The 20,752-nt window shown below is 42.1% G+C and carries 22 protein-coding genes and 1 pseudogene; all 23 read right to left on the reverse strand.

What is annotated here, in order from left to right; translation table 11 throughout:
• Window positions 1-27: 27 nt before the first annotated feature.
• Window positions 28-651, reverse strand: a complete 624-nt coding sequence (rplC, locus tag ACFQ0N_RS32980; protein WP_379334366.1) for a 50S ribosomal protein L3 — start codon at window positions 649-651, stop codon at window positions 28-30.
• Between the two features lie 41 nt (window positions 652-692).
• Window positions 693-1,001 carry a 30S ribosomal protein S10 gene (gene rpsJ, locus ACFQ0N_RS32985; RefSeq protein WP_005544556.1) on the reverse strand — a complete coding sequence of 103 codons (309 nt, stop codon included), beginning with the start codon at window positions 999-1,001 and terminating at the stop codon, window positions 693-695.
• Window positions 1,002-1,268: 267 nt separating this feature from the next.
• Window positions 1,269-2,225: a glycosyltransferase family 2 protein gene (locus ACFQ0N_RS32990; RefSeq protein WP_379334367.1), complete on the reverse strand. Its 957-nt coding sequence runs from the start codon at window positions 2,223-2,225 to the stop codon at window positions 1,269-1,271.
• A 19-nt stretch (window positions 2,226-2,244) separates the two neighbouring features.
• Complete coding sequence (locus tag ACFQ0N_RS32995) at window positions 2,245-3,654, reverse strand: undecaprenyl-phosphate glucose phosphotransferase (protein ID WP_379334368.1); 1,410 nt, start codon at window positions 3,652-3,654, stop codon at window positions 2,245-2,247.
• A 99-nt stretch (window positions 3,655-3,753) separates the two neighbouring features.
• A complete protein-coding gene (locus ACFQ0N_RS33000; RefSeq protein ID WP_379334369.1) occupies window positions 3,754-4,710 on the reverse strand; it encodes a glycosyltransferase family 2 protein in 957 nt (318 codons plus the stop codon).
• A 10-nt stretch (window positions 4,711-4,720) separates the two neighbouring features.
• Complete coding sequence (gene rfbD, locus ACFQ0N_RS33005; protein WP_379334370.1) at window positions 4,721-5,575, reverse strand: dTDP-4-dehydrorhamnose reductase; 855 nt, start codon at window positions 5,573-5,575, stop codon at window positions 4,721-4,723.
• A complete protein-coding gene (gene rfbB / locus ACFQ0N_RS33010; protein WP_379334371.1) occupies window positions 5,572-6,594 on the reverse strand; it encodes a dTDP-glucose 4,6-dehydratase in 1,023 nt (340 codons plus the stop codon). Before rfbB (ACFQ0N_RS33010) ends, rfbD (ACFQ0N_RS33005) begins: the two co-directional genes overlap by 4 nt.
• 9 nt (window positions 6,595-6,603) lie before the next feature.
• Window positions 6,604-7,161, reverse strand: a complete 558-nt coding sequence (rfbC, locus tag ACFQ0N_RS33015; RefSeq protein WP_379334372.1) for a dTDP-4-dehydrorhamnose 3,5-epimerase — start codon at window positions 7,159-7,161, stop codon at window positions 6,604-6,606.
• A gap of 18 nt (window positions 7,162-7,179) precedes the next feature.
• Window positions 7,180-7,368, reverse strand: a pseudogene (locus ACFQ0N_RS33020) (sugar phosphate nucleotidyltransferase); the annotation flags it as partial.
• A gap of 20 nt (window positions 7,369-7,388) precedes the next feature.
• Entirely contained in the window at window positions 7,389-8,246 is an 858-nt protein-coding gene (gene rfbD / locus ACFQ0N_RS33025; RefSeq protein WP_379334373.1) for a dTDP-4-dehydrorhamnose reductase, read from the reverse strand.
• Window positions 8,243-9,265, reverse strand: a complete 1,023-nt coding sequence (rfbB, locus tag ACFQ0N_RS33030; protein WP_379334374.1) for a dTDP-glucose 4,6-dehydratase — start codon at window positions 9,263-9,265, stop codon at window positions 8,243-8,245. The genes rfbD (ACFQ0N_RS33025) and rfbB (ACFQ0N_RS33030) overlap by 4 nt, the downstream gene beginning before the upstream one ends.
• A 9-nt stretch (window positions 9,266-9,274) precedes the next feature.
• Complete coding sequence (gene rfbC / locus ACFQ0N_RS33035) at window positions 9,275-9,832, reverse strand: dTDP-4-dehydrorhamnose 3,5-epimerase (RefSeq protein ID WP_379334375.1); 558 nt, start codon at window positions 9,830-9,832, stop codon at window positions 9,275-9,277.
• A gap of 14 nt (window positions 9,833-9,846) precedes the next feature.
• Entirely contained in the window at window positions 9,847-10,590 is a 744-nt protein-coding gene (locus ACFQ0N_RS33040) for a sugar phosphate nucleotidyltransferase (protein WP_379334376.1), read from the reverse strand.
• Between the two features lie 22 nt (window positions 10,591-10,612).
• Window positions 10,613-11,578 carry a glycosyltransferase family 2 protein gene (locus tag ACFQ0N_RS33045; RefSeq protein WP_379334377.1) on the reverse strand — a complete coding sequence of 322 codons (966 nt, stop codon included), beginning with the start codon at window positions 11,576-11,578 and terminating at the stop codon, window positions 10,613-10,615.
• Entirely contained in the window at window positions 11,562-11,960 is a 399-nt protein-coding gene (locus ACFQ0N_RS33050) for a GtrA family protein (RefSeq protein WP_379334378.1), read from the reverse strand. The genes ACFQ0N_RS33045 and ACFQ0N_RS33050 overlap by 17 nt, the downstream gene beginning before the upstream one ends.
• Window positions 11,961-12,015: 55 nt before the next feature.
• A complete protein-coding gene (gene rfbH / locus ACFQ0N_RS33055; RefSeq protein ID WP_379334379.1) occupies window positions 12,016-13,530 on the reverse strand; it encodes a lipopolysaccharide biosynthesis protein RfbH in 1,515 nt (504 codons plus the stop codon).
• Entirely contained in the window at window positions 13,527-14,618 is a 1,092-nt protein-coding gene (locus ACFQ0N_RS33060; protein WP_379334380.1) for an AroB-related putative sugar phosphate phospholyase (cyclizing), read from the reverse strand. Before ACFQ0N_RS33060 ends, rfbH begins: the two co-directional genes overlap by 4 nt.
• A complete protein-coding gene (locus tag ACFQ0N_RS33065; protein ID WP_379334381.1) occupies window positions 14,609-15,274 on the reverse strand; it encodes an SDR family NAD(P)-dependent oxidoreductase in 666 nt (221 codons plus the stop codon). The genes ACFQ0N_RS33060 and ACFQ0N_RS33065 overlap by 10 nt, the downstream gene beginning before the upstream one ends.
• Complete coding sequence (locus ACFQ0N_RS33070; protein ID WP_379334382.1) at window positions 15,267-16,082, reverse strand: aldolase/citrate lyase family protein; 816 nt, start codon at window positions 16,080-16,082, stop codon at window positions 15,267-15,269. Before ACFQ0N_RS33070 ends, ACFQ0N_RS33065 begins: the two co-directional genes overlap by 8 nt.
• 50 nt (window positions 16,083-16,132) lie before the next feature.
• Complete coding sequence (locus tag ACFQ0N_RS33075) at window positions 16,133-17,941, reverse strand: thiamine pyrophosphate-binding protein (RefSeq protein WP_379334383.1); 1,809 nt, start codon at window positions 17,939-17,941, stop codon at window positions 16,133-16,135.
• Window positions 17,942-17,958: 17 nt separating this feature from the next.
• Window positions 17,959-18,843: an NAD-dependent epimerase/dehydratase family protein gene (locus ACFQ0N_RS33080; protein WP_379334384.1), complete on the reverse strand. Its 885-nt coding sequence runs from the start codon at window positions 18,841-18,843 to the stop codon at window positions 17,959-17,961.
• Window positions 18,843-19,940, reverse strand: coding sequence for a CDP-glucose 4,6-dehydratase (gene rfbG, locus ACFQ0N_RS33085; RefSeq protein ID WP_379334433.1), 1,098 nt, complete (start codon window positions 19,938-19,940; stop codon window positions 18,843-18,845). The genes ACFQ0N_RS33080 and rfbG overlap by 1 nt, the downstream gene beginning before the upstream one ends.
• Before the next feature lie 22 nt (window positions 19,941-19,962).
• The gene (gene rfbF, locus ACFQ0N_RS33090; RefSeq protein WP_379334385.1) at window positions 19,963-20,742 is read right to left on the reverse strand and encodes a glucose-1-phosphate cytidylyltransferase; all 780 of its coding nucleotides are present in this window, start codon (window positions 20,740-20,742) and stop codon (window positions 19,963-19,965) included.
• Window positions 20,743-20,752: the final 10 nt, after the last annotated feature.

Genomic DNA, 20,752 nt, shown 5'->3' on the forward strand with positions numbered 1-20,752 from the left:
TTCTTGTTCCTCCTTTCTTCAAAGCCATTATTTCTTTATAGTGGACTTCACTTTTACAAAAGAATTTTTTGCACCTGGAATCGAGCCTTTAACGAGCAATACGTTGCGCTCAGCATCCACGCGGATGACTTCAAGGTTTTGAATCGTGATCGTGTCATTGCCCATATGTCCTGGCAGGTGTTTGCCTTTAGGAACGCGGTTCGCTTGAATCGAACCCATGGAACCTGGACCACGGTGGTAACGGGAACCGTGAGTCATCGGACCGCGGCTTTGTCCCCAGCGTTTGATGGTACCTTGGAATCCTTTACCTTTCGAAATACCCGTTACGTCAACAAATTCGCCTTCTGCGAACAAGTCAGCTTTGATCACTTGGCCAACTTCATATTCGCCGATGTTAATACCGCGAATTTCACGAACGTAGCGCTTAGGAGCCGTTTCGGCTTTTTTCGCATGGCCGATTTCCGGCTTGGTAGCGCGCTTTTCTTTCTTATCAGAGAAACCAATCTGAATCGCTTCGTAGCCATCGTTCTCTTGGTCTTTCTTTTGGAGGACGACGTTCGGGCCAGCTTCGATTACCGTTACAGGAATTACGTTGCCTTCAGCCGTAAACACTTGCGTCATTCCAAGTTTTTTCCCTAAGATACCTTTCATGTTGACACCTCGTTTCCTTTACAATTTCCGTTCTGCTTGAATTACAGTTTAATTTCGATATCTACACCGGATGGCAGATCGAGTCGCATCAAAGCATCGACCGTTTGCGGCGTTGGGTTAACAATGTCGATCAGACGCTTATGAGTGCGCATTTCGAATTGCTCCCGGGAATCCTTGTACTTGTGTACCGCACGCAGAATGGTGATGATTTGCTTTTCCGTCGGAAGCGGAATCGGCCCCGACACGCCTGCACCGGAACGTTTCGCAGTTTCAACGATTTTCTCTGCGGATTGGTCAAGAATCCTATGATCGTACGCTTTCAAGCGGATACGAATCTTTTGCTTTGCCATATAAGTCCCTCCTTCTATCGCCCAATTTAGTATCGGACATACTCCACGAGAAAACCTGACACAGCCCCCATGGCAAAGGAGCCGGGTGTGTCAACAACCTCTCGCATCATCGCAACGTCACAGACCAACGTTCACTATTATAGCGAAAAGGATGGACGAATGCAACAAAAATGTTGGGCGAATATATAAGTATTTTCTAGGCTCATTTCTTTCCTCTATTATATAGAAGAAAAAACCGGCCTCGCAGATTGCGAACCGGTTTTCCTCCTAGCTATGTCCGGCAACATTAGTCGATTGCGCCTTCATATCGAGCTTGTCCCATATTTTACGGTGCATGCTGAACCTCACACAAAGCGCTCTTGGCAGCTTATTATACCGTTTGCCCAATTGATAGCCTAGAAACTTCGCAGCCGATTCTGCTATAAGCTTGGGAACCAGCAGCCACTGCCCTTTCCGCGCCAGCTCTTTCAGCATCATGCGCACCATCTTCAAGCCTTCGCCGCCAACTGCCGCGTACTGGTAAATCCAATCATGTCTGCGCATGGAGACGCCATTATCGAAAAAGCGCTTGAACTGCTGCTTCAAAGTGTAATCGTGAGAATGAATGACCCGCGCATCCGCTGCGTAAACTATTTTGTAGCCGCGCAGCACGCAGGCCGCCGCAAAAAACAAATCTTCATTAAAGATAACCGGTTCTGGAAACCTTCCGCTATCCACAAACATTTCCTTCCGCACAGCTGAACATACATTAGAGCAGAAAAAAGTTTTAAGCCCAAGCTGCGGAATGTCTGCCTGCTCCTTTACCTGCGATTCCGGAGGATAATTGTACAAGCGGGCCAACTGTTCAAGAACAGTCGCTTCATCTCTGGCCAGCTGCCTCGCATAGACGCAAGCTGTTTCTTCTATATATAAGGGTGCTGTAAGCTCTTTGAGCAGCTCGTCATTGTCCGGAATGGCATCCTGGGTCATAAAGACGAGCACATCGCCCCGGGCCATGCCAGCGGCAAAATTGCGCGTCCCGCCATGATCAAATTCACTTTGCGGAATCGAAAGCACCCTTGCTCCCTCTCGCTCCGCCAGCTGGGCTGACCCATCTTTTGATGACGAGTCAACTATGACAATTTCATAGGGGGGAACCGATTGCCACCATAGCTTGCGTATTAATTGCTGCAACTCAGATCCTGCATTATAAGTAGGGATAATTACCGAAATTCGAAATGGCATCTCAGCTGCTCCAACAGATTCAGTAAGCATTTTTATTGATAAGCCCTTTCGTGATGGTCTTGACGATAATCTTCAGATCAAAGAAAAAAGTCCAGTTTTCAATATAAAACAGATCATGCCGAATCCGCTCTTGAATCGATGTATCCCCGCGCAGCCCGTTCGTCTGCGCCCATCCGGTAATGCCAGGCCGGATATGATGCTTCACCATATACTTGGGAATTTCCTCTTTAAACTGGTCTACGAAAAACGGCCGTTCGGGCCGCGGCCCGACTACGCTCATATGGCCGGCAAGCACATTGAAAAACTGCGGCAGCTCATCAATGCTGGTCTTGCGGAGAAAAGCGCCAAACTGCGTCCGCCGCGGATCATTCTCCACCGTCCACTGCGTGTCCCCGACCGACGGATCGCTTACATGCATCGAGCGAAACTTATACATATAAAAGGTTCTTCGATTAAGCCCCATCCGCTCCTGCTTGTAAATGACCGGCCCAGGCGATGTCAATTTGATGCCTATGTACGCAAACAGCATAACAGGCGACACCAAAATAATCGCGATAATCGAAAATACAATGTCAAAAGTGCGCTTTAACAGCCGGTTGCTTAACTCGTCTAACGGGATGTCCCTTACATTAATTAATGGAATACCGGCAAAATTGTCGAAAAACGGCCGCGAGGGCAAAATGTCGAAATAATCCGGAATAATCAGCGTCTTCGCCCCTGCATTATCGCAAATATTGATAATTTCCGCATATTTATCATGCGCATCCAGCGGCAGCGCCATAATGACCTCATCGATATTGCGGTGGCGATTCAAAATCGCCTCCAAATCTTCCACTTTGCCGACAATCGGCTTCAGATGCCCGTAGGGTTCAGGATGCTCCTGCAGGAAATCATCCAAAAAACCAAATACGTCATAACCAAGCTCCGGATGCTGGCCCAATCTGTGATAAAAGCTGCGTCCTACAGATCCTGCTCCAAGAATAAGGACGTACTTCTTATTGTATCCTTTGCGTCTCAGCCGGAAGAGCCACATCTTGACGGTGTACCTGTACCCCGCCAACGCGATAATATTTGCGGCAAAAAACATTGCCAGCAGCTCACGCGAAATATGCACTTGCTTGGCGACATAAAGCATACTGAGCAAGCCGAGGAAACTCAACGTCTGCACCTGAATGATCTTCCATAAGTCAGCAGCGAAGCTTTTTCGCCGCCGCGGCGCATAGAAGCCTACATAGAAGCCCAGCAGAACCGCTGCAAAGGCATAAACCGTTCCCCACAGCAAATAGCTGCTGAAGGGAAGCGTACCGCCGGATGAAACCCAGCCGCTGCTGAATTTAACCCAGTAAGCCGCCAGAAAAACCAGCAGCATGCAGAGCGCGTCGGTTAAAACATAGATTTGCGTCAAAAAGCGCTGATTTTGCCGAATCATGTCGCTAACCCTCCCTATGCTCTAATTGAGAACGAAACTAGTCGCATAGTTTCTCAATTACATTCTAGTTTACCAAAATAAATGGGGCCGACCAAGACTTTAATGGCCGGGAGATGTAGATTTCCGCCCTGCCAACATATGCTTCCGTTTTTGCCACATATCCGGCAGCTGTTTGATAATGAACGGCCAGCAGGCCAACAAGCCAGGCTCGCGCAAAACAATATATCCCAGCTTCGCTCCTTCCTTGACCAATAAAAGCGGCAGCAGCTTCCACCAATGCTTTCCGCGGCGCTCATTTTTAATCAGCACAAAAAAACGATTTTGATAAGAATGTCTTCTGACGAATAAAGCGATCGACTTGCGGCCGCCTGTCTTCCACCCGCGATGATGCACCGCCCTTGCCGCCGGAACATACCAAGCCTTCCAGCCGTAATGTCTGGCCCGCCATGCGACATCCACATCCTCCTTGTAGGCAAAAAACACTTCATCAAAAAACTGGCCCTCATAGGCGATCTGCTCCATCATCGTTGAGCGGTACATGGCAGCGGCGCCGGATACCCCGAACACTTCCTGCGCCTGATCCCATCTCGCTGCCGGCTCGCCCGCGGCAAGATCGTAAGCGTTATGGTCGCTTCTCAGCGCAATGCCGGCACTGTCCATACGCTCAGGATCGCTGGCCAGCCGCAGCTGTCCGGTCGCACTGCCGACCTCAGGATGTTTGTCCAGAAATTTCACCAGCGCCAGCACATAATCCCGTTCCAGCCGCACATCCGGATTTAGCACCAAAACATATGTCGAATCTGTGTATGATCTGGCCAGGTTGTGGCCGCCGGCAAAGCCGTTATTATTCTCATTGCGAATAAATTTGACCCCGCGCGACACAAAACGCTCCACCAATTCACAAGTAGCGTCCTGCGAATTGTTATCAACTACAACAATAGAAGCAATAGGAAAGGACTGCTTCAGCACAGCATGCAAGCAGTCCTCTATGTCTTCTGCGCTGTTGTAGGTCACTATACAGACACTTACAGTAGAATGGCGATACTGTTCTGACATGCTCCATCACTCACTGCCCTCGTAAATAGTGTCGCAGCGCCTCTTTCCAGTGACGCAACGATTCGAACCCTCTGCTGCGCAGCACGCTATGATCCAATACGGAATAAGCTGGACGAGGTGCCGGGCGCGGATATTCCTCAGTCGTGCATGAATCGAGTCTAATTATTAGACGACGTTCAGCGAAAATAGTTGCGGCAAATTCATACCATGAGCAAGATCCTGTATTCGACACATGATAAACCCCGTAAAAATCGGTACGAACCAGCTGCATCAAAAAGCAGGCCAAATCAAGCGCATAGGTCGGCGATCCAAACTGGTCGTTTACGACTTGCAACTGTTCGCGCTCGCCTGCAAGCTTCAGCATCGTCTTCACAAAATTGTTGCCGTACTGCCCAAACACCCATGAAGTACGGACAATAAAATGCCGTCTGACCAGCGTCTGCGTCAGCTGTTCCCCCGCCAATTTCGACTTGCCGTATACCGTTTGCGGATTAGGCTGGTCATACTCTTGGTATGGTCGTACCGCTTGACCATCAAAGACATAGTCCGTACTGATATAAATGAACTTCGCTCCAATCTCCTCAGCTATGATTGCCAGATTGCGAGTACCTGCTGCATTAATAGAAAAAGCCAGATCCGGCTCTTCCTCCGCCCGGTCTACTGCTGTGTAGGCCGCACAATGAATGATCGCTTGCGGCCGGATCTCAAGCAGCGCCTGGCGGCATGCGGCCGGATCCGTTACATCCAGTTCCTTGCGTCCATACCCTACAATGTCCATGTCGTCTTGCTGCGGCAGATTGAGGAGCTCCCTCCCTATCTGACCATTTGCACCAGTGACCAGGACTTTATAACGCCCCCCCGTCACCCTTCCGCCTCCAAACTCCCGCCATACTGTTTCTCATAGTAGCTCTGATAAGCACCTGTCGTGACCCGCTCCATCCAGAGCGGGTTGGCCAAATACCAGCGAATCGTCTCCCTGATGCCCTGCTCGTAATCGTACTGTGGCTGCCAGCCCAGCTCATGGCGAATTTTTTCGGCAGCTATCGCATAACGCCGATCGTGACCAGGCCGATCCTGGACGTAAGCAATGAGCGATTCCGGCTTACCCAGCTCAGCCAAAATAGTACGGACCACCTGCAGATTGTTGCGTTCATTGTTGCCGCCTACATTGTACACCTCACCTGCACGTCCATTATGCAAAACCAGATCGATTGCACTGCAATGATCCTCGACATAAAGCCAGTCGCGGACGTTCATTCCGTCACCGTAAACAGGCAATGAACGATCTGCCAATGCATTATGAATCATCAGAGGAATTAACTTCTCCGGGAATTGATACGGACCATAGTTATTGGAGCAGCGCGTAATGTTAACATTCATTCCGAACGTTTCATAATAAGCACGCACAAGCAAATCCGCTCCCGCTTTACTCGCGGAATACGGACTGTTCGGAGCAAGCGGCGTCTCTTCTGTAAAAAGCCCCGTATCGCCCAGCGTGCCATACACCTCATCGGTGGAAACCTGCACGAACTTGGCGACATTGTAGCGCTTGGACAGCTCAAGCAGCGTCTGCGTCCCCAGCACATTCGTCCGCACAAAAATATCCGGCTGCACAATGCTGCGGTCGACATGCGACTCCGCGGCAAAATTAATGATCGCATCCACACCCCCGGCAAACAGCGGCTCAAGCGCCGCGCGGTCCGTAATGTCGATTTTTGCAAAACTGTAACAGGAATGCTGCTCCACAGCGCGCAAATTTTCCAAATTGCCGGCATAAGTAAGCGCATCAACATTTACAATTTCATAGGCAGGATAGCGTTTTGCCATATATAAGATGAAATTGCTGCCGATGAACCCGGCGCCTCCAGTAACGAGCAGTTTCATAGCAGAACATCACCCTTCATACGTAAAATTAATTTCCGCCGCGGCCAGTGTCGGATGTTTAGCATCTTTCTCCGACAAAATCGGTCGGTCTGTCGGCCACACAATACCAAGCGCCGGATCGTTCCAGGCGATGCCCCGATCATGTTCTGGAGAATACAGTGCATCGACCTTATACAACACTTCACAATTAGGAGAAAGAGTACAAAAACCATGCGCAAACCCTCGCGGAACCAGCAGCTGCAGCTTATTGGCAGCACTGAGCTCGAAGCCTTGCCACTGGCCGTACGTTGGAGAGTCCTGCCGAATGTCAACGACAACATCGTAAATGGCGCCTGCAACCACCCGCACAAGCTTTGACTGCGCCTTGGGATTAAGCTGATAATGAAGCCCGCGCAAAACGCCCTGCTCTACAGAAAGAGAATGGTTATCCTGCACAAACTGCAGGTGAAGACCATTCTCGGCAAATTTCGACTCATTGTAGCTCTCCATAAAAAAACCGCGATGATCGCCGCGCACGGCGGGTTCGATTAATTTCACTCCCGGAAGCTGCGTATCCTTGATCAACATCCAATCGTCCTCCCGAAGTTAAAGTTTCAGCCTGCCAAACTCTTCGCCCAGATGAATATCCTTAGCAAGTTCATTCGCTCGAGCCAAGGACTCGTGTGTCCCCGCGTCAGTCCACCAGCCGTTGAGAATATCATATTCAAGCTCATTGCTTAAGATGTAGGCGTTATTAACTTCAGTTATCTCCAGCTCACCGCGGCGGGACGATTGTTCTGATTAGACACAACACTTCACTCAATGCTTTGTAAATAATGCCGGAGTCCCTCTTTCCAATGTCGTAACGATTGAAAGCCTATACTGCGAAGCATGCAGTGATCCATCACCGAATATGCCGGACGAGGTGCGGGGCGTGGAAATTCATCAGTTGTGCACGGTTCAAGCTTAATCGTTAAGTCACTTTCAGCGAAAATAGTTGCGGCAAATTCGTACCACGAGCAATATCCGCTATTAGAGGCGTGATAAACTCCGTAATAATCTGTTTGAACAAGCTCAATCAAAAAGTGAGCCAAATCAAGAGTATAGGTCGGCGATCCAACCTGATCATGCACAACTTTTAACTGATCCTTCTCTCTCGCTAATTTCAACATTGTGTTCACAAAATTATTACCATACCGTCCATAAACCCACGAAGTCCGGACAATAAAATATCGACTATTTAACGTTTGAGTTAGCTGTTCACCTGCTAATTTAGACTTTCCATATGTCGTTTGGGGATCAAGCCGATCATACTCATTGTATGGTTGATTCCCGCTTCCACCAAATACATAATCTGTACTGATATATGCAAACTTGGCGCCGAGCTCTTCTGAAGCTAGCGCCACATTACGAGTCCCAGCAGCATTCACACTGAAAGCTACGTCTGGCTCCTCTTCAGCTTTATCTACCGCTGTATAGGCGGCACAGTGAATCACAGCATCTGGTCGATATTCCATCAATACATTGCGGCAAGCGGCCAAGTCGGTAATATCCAAGATATCCCGACCAAAACCAATGATTTTAAGATCGGCTTGCTGCGGCAGTTGAACCAGCTCTTTACCTAGTTGGCCATTTGCGCCAGTTACAAGTATTCTAAATCGCCGATCTTTCACTCCCTTGCCCCCAAACGCTCTTTATACTGTATCTCATAATACTGCTGGTAAGCTCCAGATGTCACTTGTTCCATCCAAGATGTATTCGCCAAGTACCAACGAATCGTCTCTTTTATGCCCGATTCATAAACATACTTCGGTTGCCATCCCAACTCCCGGCGAATCTTCTCCGCATCGATAGCATACCGCCGGTCATGACCGAGGCGATCCTTTACATAGCTAATTAAAGATTCCGGTTTGCCCAGCTCTTCTAAGATAGTACGGACCACTTGAATATTATTTCTCTCATTGTTTCCACCGACATTGTATACTTCACCTGCTCGTCCATTATGCAGGACAAGATCAATGGCATTACAATGATCCTCAACATAAAGCCAATCGCGTACATTCATGCCGTCGCCATAGATAGGCAGCGGTTTATCTGCAAGGGCGTTCTGGATCATAAGCGGGATAAGTTTCTCAGGAAACTGATATGGCCCATAGTTATTGGAACAGCGCGTAATATTTACATTCATTCCGAAAGTTTCATGGTAAGCGCGAACGAGGAGGTCCGCTCCCGCTTTACTCGCAGAATAAGGACTATTCGGAGATAGCGGGGTATCTTCTGTAAAGAGGCCTGTCTCACCTAACGTACCATAAACCTCATCAGTCGACACTTGGACAAACTTACTTATACTATATTGCTTCGCAAGATCGAGCAACACTTGTGTACCTAAAATATTGGTACGCACAAAAACATCCGGCTGTAAAATACTACGGTCTACATGGGACTCCGCGGCGAAATTGATTACCGCTTCGACCCCTTCTGCGAATAACGGCTCAAGCGCCGCGCGATCGGTAATATCAGCTTTCACAAATCGATGGTTTGGATGGCTTTCAATTGAACTCAAGTTTTCCAAATTTCCCGCATACGTTAATGCATCAATATTGATCAACTGATAGTCAGGGTATTTATTAGCCATATATAAAACAAAGTTGCTGCCAATAAAGCCAGCTCCACCTGTAATTAATAGTTTCATTACATTCACTTACCCTTCATAAATAAAGTTAAGCTCTGCATCTGCTAATAAGGGATGCTTTGTATCTTTCTCAGACAATACTGGCGTAGAGGTCGGCCAATCTATTCCCAGCGCTGGATCATTCCATGCAATACCCCGATCATGATCAGGGGAGTACAAAGCATCAACTTTATACTGCACCTCACAATTAGAAACGAGTGTGCAAAAGCCATGAGCAAAACCTTGAGGCACCAAGAGTTGCCGTTTATTTGCTTCACTTAAAATGAAACCTTGCCATTGTCCGAAAGTTGGAGAACCTTTACGGATATCCACGACAACATCATAAATTGCTCCATTTGTACAGCGAACTAGCTTGGTCTGTGCTTTGGGAGGAAGCTGATAATGCAGCCCTCGCAATACGCCCGCTTCGACTGATAAAGAATGATTATCTTGAACAAACGCATGACAAATTCCATGTGTCTTGAACGTTTCGTCATTATAGCTTTCCATAAAAAAACCCCGATGGTCACCGAATACAGCGGGTTCGATCAACTTTACACCGGGTAATTTAGTTTGTAAAACTTGCATGACTACACCTCAGTTTATAGTTTGAGTTGTCCGAATTCTTCGCCAAACATAATGTCCTTAGCTAATTCATTGGCTTTGGTCAGCGAAGCATGTGTTCCAGCATCAGTCCACCAGCCTTGTAAAATATCATAAGAAAGCTGGTTCTTTTCGATATACGCATTATTCACATCAGTAATTTCTAATTCGCCGCGGCCAGAAGGTTTCAAAGTTTTTACAATATCAAACACTTGGCTATCGTACATATATATACCAGTAACAGCATAACTACTTTTAGGGTTTTTAGGTTTTTCCTCAATTGAAACAATTTTATCTCCGTCCAATTCCGCTACGCCGTATCGTTGAGGATCATGAACTTTCTGGATTAGAATTTTTGCTCCCTTCTCTTGCTGTCGGAAATTAGAGACAAATGACGAAATACCGTCTTCAAATACATTATCGCCTAGGATCACAACCATTTGATCACCATTCACAAATTGTTCGGCCAGCCCAAGCGCTTGTGCAATGCCACCCGCTTCATCTTGTACTTTGTAAGTGAGGGTTACTCCAAACTCACCGCCACTTCCTAGTAAGTTTACTACATCACCCATGTGGTCTTTACCTGTAATGATGAGGATATCCGAAATATCAGACTCTTTTAATTTGGCAATTGAGTGAAAAATCATCGGATACTTGCCAACAGGCAGTAGATGTTTATTAGTAACCTTTGTTAATGGGAAAAGACGGGACCCTGTCCCTCCTGCGAGTATTATTCCTTTCATACTACTCCCTCCAATTTTCATACTAAACTGATAACATTGTTTTCGATTCCTCTTTTACAAAATTTACTCTTTCTTTCTCAATTACTAATGGTCTCTTTAAAACTTGTGTATGAACTGCTCCAACGTATTCGCCTAACATCCCAATAAAAAACAACTGAACAGAGGCAAAGAAAAACATACCTATTACTAACGGCGCAATACCAAAAGGAATGTATTTCCACAACAATAATTTAAGTATAAAATATACAACAGCCACTAATAAGCTAACAAAAGATAAAGCGAACCCAAATATGGTAGCCAACCTTAATGGAATTTTGGAATGATTGGTGATTCCAAGCATAGCCATATCATACAATGTATAAAAATTATTTTTTGTGATTCCTCTTTTTCGTGAAGGCTGCTTATATGGTATTTTAAAACTCTCGAATCCAATATCAGATATTAATCCACGGAAATACGGGTAGGGGTCGTTTATGTCTTTAAGAATCGAAATGACTTCTTTATCATAAAGACCAAATCCAGTATTGTTGCGTGTTAATTCAATATCAGAGATGCGGTTAATAAAATTATAGTATAGTTTGCGAATAGCAAACATTGCTGCCGTTTCCTCACTTTCTACCTTCACCCCCAGAACTACCTTGAACCCTTCCTCCCACTTTTCTATGAAATCCTTGATCATTGTTGGTGGGTCTTGAAGATCTGAAACCATTAGAATAACAGCATCACCATTAGCTTGAAGTAACCCGTGAAAAGGTGAGCGAATATGACCAAAATTCCTTACATTTACAATCAACTTTACATTAGGATCAACTCTGCAAATCTCTTTTACTATCCTTACAGTTTCATCCTTAGACGAGTTATCAATATATATGTGTTCATAATCATATTGAGGTAACTGGTCAAATACTTCTTTAATTTGCTTATACAACTCCAAAGCATTCTCTTCTTCGTTGTAGCAAGGGGTAACAACACTAATTCTTTTCCTCATGAATCCTCCTAAAAACTATTGATTTGTTTAAAAGAAAAGAGAGAATCGCCATAGGGATAATAAGCACTGCAGCTAAATAATATAGATTTGAAAAAACTGATGAAAGCAGCTTCAGTAAAAGGATATTTAATAAGTACATTATAAGATAAACCGCCATAAAGCGGTAGAATAGTCGATTATTTTTATTTTCAAAAACCAGCCTACCAATTGTTTTAAAATTAAATAAAATTCCAAGTAAAGTCGATAATAAGGAAGCAATAGTATAATGAAAATTAAAGTATAGAAACAAGGAGAACACTGCATAACCAAATATCGTATTTAGTCCTCCTACAAATAAAAAACGAATGAATTGACGGTCAAACTTCCTTAAGAATTCTGTCATACGTAAACATACACAGCCCTTCTAAAGGAGCCCCCCTAAGGGGGCTGACTTCTAGTTAATTGTTTTTAGATTCTTCGACTGCCTGTGAAATTTTCTCACTCATGTAATCAATCATTTCTTCTGTTAAACCTGGATAGACTCCCACCAGAAATGTATCGTTCATAATCTTATCTGTGTTAGCCAAATCACTAGCCAGACGATATTCTACACCATCAAATGCAGGATGCTTAATCAAATTTCCTGCAAATAACATTCGTGTTTGGATCTTATGAGATTCTAAGTATTGTGTAATTTTATTTCTAGAGTATTTGTTCCCATCTTTAACAGTCAATATAAAGCCAAACCAACTAGGCGAACTATTAGCAGTGGCATGAGGCAATATTAGTATATCAGACAGATGCTCGAGTTTACCCCTCAATAAGTTAAAATTGTTAATTCTTTTATCAACAAAGTTTGGAAGCTTTTTGAGCTGTTCGAGTCCAATTGCAGCCTGCATATCTGTTACTTTAAGGTTATAGCCCAAGTGGGAATACGTATATTTGTGGTCATACCCATAAGGGAGTTGACCTAGTTGCCAGCCAAATCTTTTTTTACAGGTATCATCACATCCAGAAGCACACCAGCAATCTCTTCCCCAATCTCTAAACGATTCAATCGCTAATTTAATAATTGGATCATTGGTATAGACTGCACCACCTTCACCCATTGTGATATGATGGGGAGGGTAGAAACTAGAAGTCCCGATGTGACCAAAAGTTCCAGTGAGTTTACCTTCATACCTAGATCCCAGGGCATCGCAATTATCCTCGATGACCCAGAGATTGTGTTTCTGTGCAATTTCCATAATTGGATTTAAATCAAAAGGGTTCCCCATTGTATGAGCAATCATAATTGCTCTGGTTTTTTTGGAAATTGCTTGCTCTACTTGGGCAACAGATATATTATACGTACTTAAATCCACATCCACAAATACTGGAACTAGCCTATTTTGAACAATAGGAGCAACTGTGGTAGGAAAACCCGCTGCTACCGTAATGACCTCATCTCCTGGTTTTAGTCTACGCTCACCTAATTTAGGAGATGTTAGAGCAGAAACAGCAAGAAGATTCGCTGAAGATCCGGAATTAGTTAATAATGCATATCTAACTCCTAAAAATTTAGCAAATTCTTTCTCGAATTGTTTTGAAAACCGACCATAAGTTAACCAAAAATCGAGAGAAGCATCTGCCAGAGCCACCATCTCTTTTTGATCATATATTTTCCCCGCGTAACTCAAACTTGACTCGCCTGCAACAAATTCTTTTTTTTGATGAAAAAGATTGTAAAACTCTTCAACTCTATCAAATATAAGTTTTCTTTTTAATATTTCGAACTGCTGATCATCCAGCTTTACTTCTTCCATCGTGGTATCATAGATATCCTCTAAAGGTAATTCATACTTTAGTGATGAATCCACTATGAATCCGTGTTCACCTCTTGTACAATTAAAAGCAACACAAGTTTTTGAGTGAACTTCCGCTATAGCATAATAAGTATCATCAAAAAGTATTATATCTTTGGATTGTATCAAGAAAAAGGCCTCCTCATAATATTTCCTTCATAAAACTCTTGCAAAACATTGGTTGCTTCCTCTGTTGTTAAATCATTTACTTTTATCGCCTCATAATTATCTATAAGCATCACTAAAGCAAGTTCTTTGCCCGTTCTCTTTTTATCTTGTCTCATAGCATCAACTATTTCATTTATTTTAAAGCTTACATCTTCTAGGTTCACCTTTATAATTGGAAAAAGTACCTGATTGAAATAATGATACTTTGTTTCTGACAATAGCCCTCTCTTTACAGCTACGATATTGGCAAGTATCATTCCCAATACGACTGCTTGTCCATGGGGGATCGCAAATTGGGTTGCTGATTCTATAGCATGGCCAAAGCAGTGTCCAAAATTCAGCATATTTCTTCGACCCGTATCAAATTCATCAGATTCGATATAACTTTGTTTAATTAATAAGGAGTCTTGGATGGCAGCTAGAAGTGCATCATCTTTTTTTTCTATGAGTGATGGCAACAACTGTATCAACTTAGAAACTGACCTTTCACCACCCAGTAGATGAAGCTTTACCACCTCTCCTAGCCCACTGAAATAATCAACATCATTTAATGTACTAACAAAAGCAGTGTTGATGTAGATCTCTTGTGGCGGGAAGAATGTACCAATTAAATTTTTATACTTCTTATAATTAATAGATGTTTTGCTGCCTACACAGCTATCCGCCTGGGCAAGCAAAGTTGTTGGAACAAACACCCACTTAATTCCTCTATATAATGTTGATGCAGTAAAACCAGTTATATCTTGGGTAATCCCACCACCGATTGAGATCATCGTCATATTTCGCTTTGGAGCTCTTTCCATTATTTTATCATATAAATTTTGTACTGATTCTAAAGTCTTCATTTCTTCATGAGTTTGTATTAAAATAATCTCAGACTTTGGTAAGTTCTTTAGGAGACCTTCAGAATGAGTTTCCCATACTTTTTCATCTACTATAAATACAGTATTAGGATCTATCATATATTTTTCAAGAAAATCTGAAGTACGACTAAAAATTACTTTGTAGTCGGCAATACGCGATGTCAACGTTATTTCTTCTAGATACATGTAAATCCCCCATCAACGAATATGGTTTGGCCTGTAATATAACTATTATTCTCAGAACCTAGAAACCCAGCGACCTCTGCAATTTCAATTGGTTCCGCCAATCTTCTAATAGGGATAGAGTCAGATAATTGTTTCAATTCTTCTTCTGTATTATTCTTTTTCGTAAGTTCTGTATTAACAAAACCAGGTGCCAATGAATTTACTAATATATTATATTGAGCTACCTCAACAGCGATCGCTCTTGTCATGCCATTCAAAGCGGACTTGCTGATGGAATATGAAACCCTTCTTTCTTTTGAAACCCCTCCCCAAATAGAACTAATATTCACGATTCTTCCATATCTCTTTTTAATCATATAAGGGATGATACCTTGTATTAACCGAAGAGGCCCGAACAAGTTCGTTTCCATGGTATTATTAAGATCTATATCTTGAAGTTCTAGGATACCTGACAAAAGGTTAATTCCAGCATTGTTAACAATAACATCAACATTTGTTACTGATTTAACAAATGCATCAATAGAAGAGTTGGACATTAAATCCAACTCTTCTCTACTTGGAGCTAAGACTCGGTAACCTAGACTACTAAATTTATTGGCAATAGCCAGTCCAATTCCCCGAGATGCCCCAGTTACTAAGACTACTCGATTACTCATACACCCCACCCGCTTCGGCAATCAGTTTATCGTAGCGAGTTTGAAGCATCTCTATACGTATACGGTCTTCTTCAAAAATCATTCCATAAAAATCACGTTTATTCTTTAGCCACATAAGTTCAAATCCAACGGCTTTCAAAATTCCTTTATCTGCCTCACTATTCAAGGCAGCTGGACATTGGAAAATAACTTTTCGGGTTTCGTAACGATCTACTTGTCCAGGCCCCAAATCTCTTAAAAAAGGTAATGTTGCAGCAGATACTCCACCGCCAATGACGCATTCCATGTTATTTGACTTTGCTTTTCCAAAAAGTGTTTTTGTGATATCAAATAATTGTGGAGAGTTTACATCCTCCCGAGTTAGTCCAAGTGAACCAGTCATATCAACTCGGCCTAATACAACACCGGTTAGCTCATTAATCTCTTTTAATTTCAACATGTCATCGAAATTATTGTAACCAGTAATTGTCTCAATATTTATGAGAAACTTGACTTCTTTTCTTTCTTCTTCCGGGAACGCTAACTTAATAGAGGATAGGAATTTTTTCAATGCATATTGGGATTCGACCATTGGTGCGATTATTGTATTTACACCTATCACACGAGCTTCATACATGTCTCGTATTGCCTCACAGCCGCCAATTTTAATTGTCATTTCCAAGCCAGCTTTGGTTACAACTTCTTTCAATCTAAGGGACTCTTCAAGTCGAGTTCCTTCTGCTTCAAACTCTGCTTTTACACCTACAACGTGGTGATTCTCTTTCAAGTCTTTTAAAACATCAACCATTTTTTTTTCTAATAAATTCATTTACTCTACACATCCTTTTATAAGTATTTTAACTAATAATTATTATAGATTTACTCCTCCATTGGGGAGATAATCATATTGGAATAAAACTCCTCCCTGCTGAGGAAAGGGTACATATCTTCTAGCGGTTTAGAAACCATCTTCCCGTCCGGTTTTCGTTCCGAAGACAATTTGGGGCTAAAAGTATAGTCCAAGGTTAGTTGAACATCACATACAACCGGGCCAGATAACGCCAATGTTTGCTCAATTTTTTTACTCATACCTTCGTGAGACTCTATACGATTATACTGAAGGCCATATGCAGGTGCCAAACGACTTAAATCTGGGAAACTTAAGCCTGTCAATTCATCACAAGCAACATACTTCCCATTAAAGTAATTAGTTTGAGTTTGACGTATTGAACAGTATCCTTTGTTATTAATAACAAATAGCTTTAGCGGGAGTTTATGATATACAACTGTCTGCAGTTCCTGCAAATTCATTTGTAGACTACCCTCACCAGTAATGCATATCACCTCCTTCCCTGGATTTGCCATACACGCTCCTATTGCTGCTGGCAAATCATAACCCATTGATGCACATCCAGAATTCCAGAAAATCCTTTGACCTTTCTTAACTATTCCTGCCTGAAACAAAACTACGCAGGCCGTACCATTTCCAGCAACGACAATGGCATCATTATTTAATGAGTCAGTTAACTGATTAATAAAGAAATAAGGGTGGACAGCATCTTTTATTTTTTTATATTCTTCCAATAGTGTAGGATATTTATTTTTTCTAATTATGGCCCAGCGCAACCATTCATGCCAGTCAGGTAATTTCATATCCCTTACACTGTCCAATAATCCAACAATAAAATCTTTTGCATCTGCAAGAATAGCTAAATCGGGTTTAATCGTTGGTTTTAAAAGTTCTGCTCTATCAATATCAACAATTATTTTTTTAGCCGCTCTTGCATATGAATCCCAATTATAACTAACTTGTCGAATATTATTTCTGGAACCAACTATAATAACTAGATCACTATTTTGCAAAGCAAAGTTACCAGCACGGTCTCCGATTGTACCAATTCTCCCAATGTACAATGGATGGTCGCTATGAATTAAGTCAAATCCATTAAAAGTTGTCACTATTGGAATACCTAGCTTCTCAACAAGGTTATAAAATTCTTCTTGGGCTTTCGCAATTCTAATTCCATGCCCGGCAACAATCAAGGGTCTTTGGGCAGTTTCAAGCAGTTTCACTACGTTTTGTATCTGATTACTTAATGAGCTATCGTCTTCAAGTTGCCCACCAGTCTCCGGGTCTTCAATAAAATCCGACTCATCTAGTAAGGCACCTTGAATATCCATAGGAATATCCAACCACACTGGACCAGGGCGACCAGTGGTGGCGATTTTTATCGCTTTTTCAAGTTTATATTTTACTTCTTTTACGCTCTTTACAATATCAGCGTATTTAGTCACACTACGCATAATATGTACGATACTTACTTCTTGATCACCTAACTGACGTAGACCCAGCTCTCTACATGATTCAATTGTTGTCTCTTGTTTAACTTGCCCCGATATGTACAAAACTGGTACAGAATCCGTCCATTGTCCCATAACTCCTGTGAGAGTATTCGTCCCTCCAGGACCAGTTGTTACATTAACAACTGCTAATCTTCCAGATGATCGGGCATATCCCTCAGCTGCAATCGCTAATGCTTGCTCATGGTGGCAACAAATATAATTTAAATTCTCATTATTCCCTAATGAATCGTTTAGATGCATAGCTCCGCCACCGGATAACATAAAAATATCCGCAACACCGGACTCAACTAACTTTCTTGCTATATAGTCTGAAGCTTTCACCATACTTAAGGCTCCTTTATTTATTTATCAAATAAAAGCAATTGCCTATCTATCTCATGAACATTTTGTTTATACCATTCAACTAACTTCCTGATACTTTCATTTAATGATGAGAAACAAATCCCTTTGTCTTTTAATTCTTTTTGAAGTCTATCGTTTGCTCCACTGTACTCTTTACCTAAGCCAGGCGAAGCTACATTTATAGGGAGATTTTCACCAATAATATTCAACACCATTTTAGCTATCTCGTACAATTCTATCGACTGATCAGGTGTGACGTTATATACTTTATACTGATAACGTTCCGAAATAAAAGAATCCAATATAGTAATAAAATCATCAATATATACATAATCAAACTTTCGATTTTGTTTTATAGATATAGGTATATTATAGAGCGCCTTACATATCACATTTGAAATGAACCTTATGGAATAATCCTCGTATTTTCCGAATATACCGAACAAACGAAGCTCTGTAATCTTTTCTGATTTTTCCACATATTTGGCACTTATATATTTTGAAAACCCATGTTCATCCCCGGGAACATTCGTATCGAAGTCTTCTTCTCTTACTTTAAGCAGATCTTTGGATACATCGTAAGCTGCTCCGGAGCTTAAAAAAATCATTTTATCAAAGAAATCTTCATTACGTGCCAAGTTATAAAACATTCGTAAATTATTATAACAGAGTTGACTGTTATCTGCAGAGTTGCGATGGCCAGGTTTTACAGCTGAATGAATAACAACATCAATTGAATGTGATTGAAAAAAGCTTCTTACATCATCTTCATTTAATAAATCAAGCTCTTTATGACGTGGAGCTAGAATATGATATTTAGAGCCTAATTGTTCAATAATATTTCTTCCTATAAACCCACTTCCACCAGTGAGTAAAATTTTCATTATGAAGAACCTCCGCAAAGTGCCATATACTCATCAATCTGCCGCGCACAAAGTTCATACACATCGGATTTTTTCATATATTCTTGATTCCAGAAAACTATTTTCTCAATTGCCGTTTCAAGATTCCATTTTGGTTGCCATCCCAAACGTTTTTTTGCTTTGGAACAGTCCAATTTCAAATAATTCGCCTCATGAAGTTGGGGTGCGGTATCTATCACATACGAGGCTTCCCTCCCCCATAAGTTACACATTCTGTTTACTATCCATTCTACGGTCTGGGCATCTTGTTCATTTGGCCCGAAGTTCCACGCCTCTGCAAATCCAATACCATATCTATATAAGTTTTCAGAAAGCATTAAATATCCACTTAACGGTTCAAGTACGTGTTGCCATGGCCGTATAGATAAGGGATTACGAATAATGATCGGATCACCTTTCACCAAAGACCTTACACAGTCAGGTATTAATCTATCTTCAGCCCAATCTCCTCCACCAATAACATTCCCGGCACGTGCAGAAGCTATAGCAACTCCATGCTCGTTATATAAAGTTGGATTAAAGTAAGAGTTTCTGTATGAAGATGTAACTAATTCTGAACAAGCTTTACTGCTGGAATACGGATCATACCCACCGAGAGGCTCATTTTCCCTATATCCCCACTCCCATTCCTTATTATCATAGCATTTATCTGTTGTAACATTTAAAACAGATTTAATTTGTTGTCCATTTGAAACCGCCGTTCTTATAGACTCCATTAAATAAAGAGTACCCAAAACATTTGTTTCATAGGTTTCTACTGGTTCTTTATATGAATATCTCACTAGAGGTTGCGCGGCCATATGAATAACAATTTCCGCTTCACTTGCATGCAGTGCGTTTAGTAATGCATTCTTATCTCTAATGTCACCTATTACCGAATTTATAGATGAATTCAAGTCACAAATGTCATACAATGATGGATCTGTTGGAGGCTTTAATGAGAAGCCAGTTACCTTAGCCCCCATACGATGAAGCCATATCGAAAGCCAAGAACCTTTGAATCCTGTGTGCCCTGTTAAAAAAACTCTTTTATTCTTCCAAAACTCCTGAGATATCATAGTACCTCCCATAAACATAACATTATTTATCCCAAATCTTCCATGGCGCTTTTCCAGATCCCCATAGATCTTCCAATTGGTTTTTGTCACGAAGTGTATCCATTGGTTGCCAAAAACCATAGTGCTTGTATGCGATCAGTTCGCCATCCCTTGATATACTTTCCAACGGAGTTTTTTCGAAAATTGTTGCATCATTATCAAGATATTGAAATATTTCGGGATTTAATACAAAAAAACCTGCATTAATCCAACCTCCATCACCTTTAGGCTTTTCTTGAAAACCATAGACTTGATCTTGTTCTCCAAGTTTTAAAGCTCCAAATCTCCCACTAGGTTGGGTAGATGTTACGGTCGCTATTTTTCCGTGTGACTGATGAAAATCAACTAGTTCACGGATGTTAATATTTGCAACCCCATCTCCATATGTTAACATAAAAGGTTCATTATTAATATACGGCTGGATTCGTTTCACCCGACCACCAGTCATTGTATTCAGACCAGTATTAACCAGTGTTACTTTCCATGGTTCCGCTGTATGATTGTGAGTAATTGTTTGATTATCACTTCGAAAGTCAAACGTTACATCTGACTCATGTAGGAAATAATGCGCGAAATACTCTTTAATGTAGTATCCTTTGTAACCTAAACAAATAACAAAATCATTAAATCCAAATGATGAATATGTCTTCATAATGTGCCATAAAATTGGCCTTTCACCAATTTCAATCATTGGTTTTGGTTTTAAATGGGACTCTTCGCTTATCCTCGTGCCAAAGCCCCCTGCAAGAATTACTACTTTCATATTTGCCCCT

Source organism: Paenibacillus sp. GCM10027626, from assembly GCF_042676285.1.
Lineage (GTDB): Bacteria > Bacillota > Bacilli > Paenibacillales > Paenibacillaceae > Paenibacillus_Z.

Bases quoted from the DNA above. Each gene is read 5' to 3' on its own strand.
- rplC (WP_379334366.1), bottom strand. From the start codon at position 651: ATGAAAGGTATCTTAGGGAAAAAACTTGGAATGACGCAAGTGTTTACG.
- rpsJ (WP_005544556.1), bottom strand. From the start codon at position 1,001: ATGGCAAAGCAAAAGATTCGTATCCGCTTGAAAGCGTACGATCATAGG.
- ACFQ0N_RS32990 (WP_379334367.1), bottom strand. From the start codon at position 2,225: ATGCCATTTCGAATTTCGGTAATTATCCCTACTTATAATGCAGGATCT.
- ACFQ0N_RS32995 (WP_379334368.1), bottom strand. From the start codon at position 3,654: ATGATTCGGCAAAATCAGCGCTTTTTGACGCAAATCTATGTTTTAACC.
- ACFQ0N_RS33000 (WP_379334369.1), bottom strand. From the start codon at position 4,710: ATGTCAGAACAGTATCGCCATTCTACTGTAAGTGTCTGTATAGTGACC.
- rfbB (WP_379334371.1), bottom strand. From the start codon at position 6,594: ATGAAACTGCTCGTTACTGGAGGCGCCGGGTTCATCGGCAGCAATTTC.
- rfbC (WP_379334372.1), bottom strand. From the start codon at position 7,161: ATGTTGATCAAGGATACGCAGCTTCCGGGAGTGAAATTAATCGAACCC.
- rfbB (WP_379334374.1), bottom strand. From the start codon at position 9,265: ATGAAACTATTAATTACAGGTGGAGCTGGCTTTATTGGCAGCAACTTT.
- rfbC (WP_379334375.1), bottom strand. From the start codon at position 9,832: ATGCAAGTTTTACAAACTAAATTACCCGGTGTAAAGTTGATCGAACCC.
- ACFQ0N_RS33040 (WP_379334376.1), bottom strand. From the start codon at position 10,590: ATGAAAGGAATAATACTCGCAGGAGGGACAGGGTCCCGTCTTTTCCCA.
- ACFQ0N_RS33045 (WP_379334377.1), bottom strand. From the start codon at position 11,578: ATGAGGAAAAGAATTAGTGTTGTTACCCCTTGCTACAACGAAGAAGAG.
- ACFQ0N_RS33050 (WP_379334378.1), bottom strand. From the start codon at position 11,960: ATGACAGAATTCTTAAGGAAGTTTGACCGTCAATTCATTCGTTTTTTA.
- ACFQ0N_RS33060 (WP_379334380.1), bottom strand. From the start codon at position 14,618: ATGTATCTAGAAGAAATAACGTTGACATCGCGTATTGCCGACTACAAA.
- ACFQ0N_RS33065 (WP_379334381.1), bottom strand. From the start codon at position 15,274: ATGAGTAATCGAGTAGTCTTAGTAACTGGGGCATCTCGGGGAATTGGA.
- ACFQ0N_RS33070 (WP_379334382.1), bottom strand. From the start codon at position 16,082: ATGAATTTATTAGAAAAAAAAATGGTTGATGTTTTAAAAGACTTGAAA.
- ACFQ0N_RS33075 (WP_379334383.1), bottom strand. From the start codon at position 17,941: ATGGTGAAAGCTTCAGACTATATAGCAAGAAAGTTAGTTGAGTCCGGT.
- ACFQ0N_RS33080 (WP_379334384.1), bottom strand. From the start codon at position 18,843: ATGAAAATTTTACTCACTGGTGGAAGTGGGTTTATAGGAAGAAATATT.
- rfbG (WP_379334433.1), bottom strand. From the start codon at position 19,940: ATGATATCTCAGGAGTTTTGGAAGAATAAAAGAGTTTTTTTAACAGGG.
- rfbF (WP_379334385.1), bottom strand. From the start codon at position 20,742: ATGAAAGTAGTAATTCTTGCAGGGGGCTTTGGCACGAGGATAAGCGAA.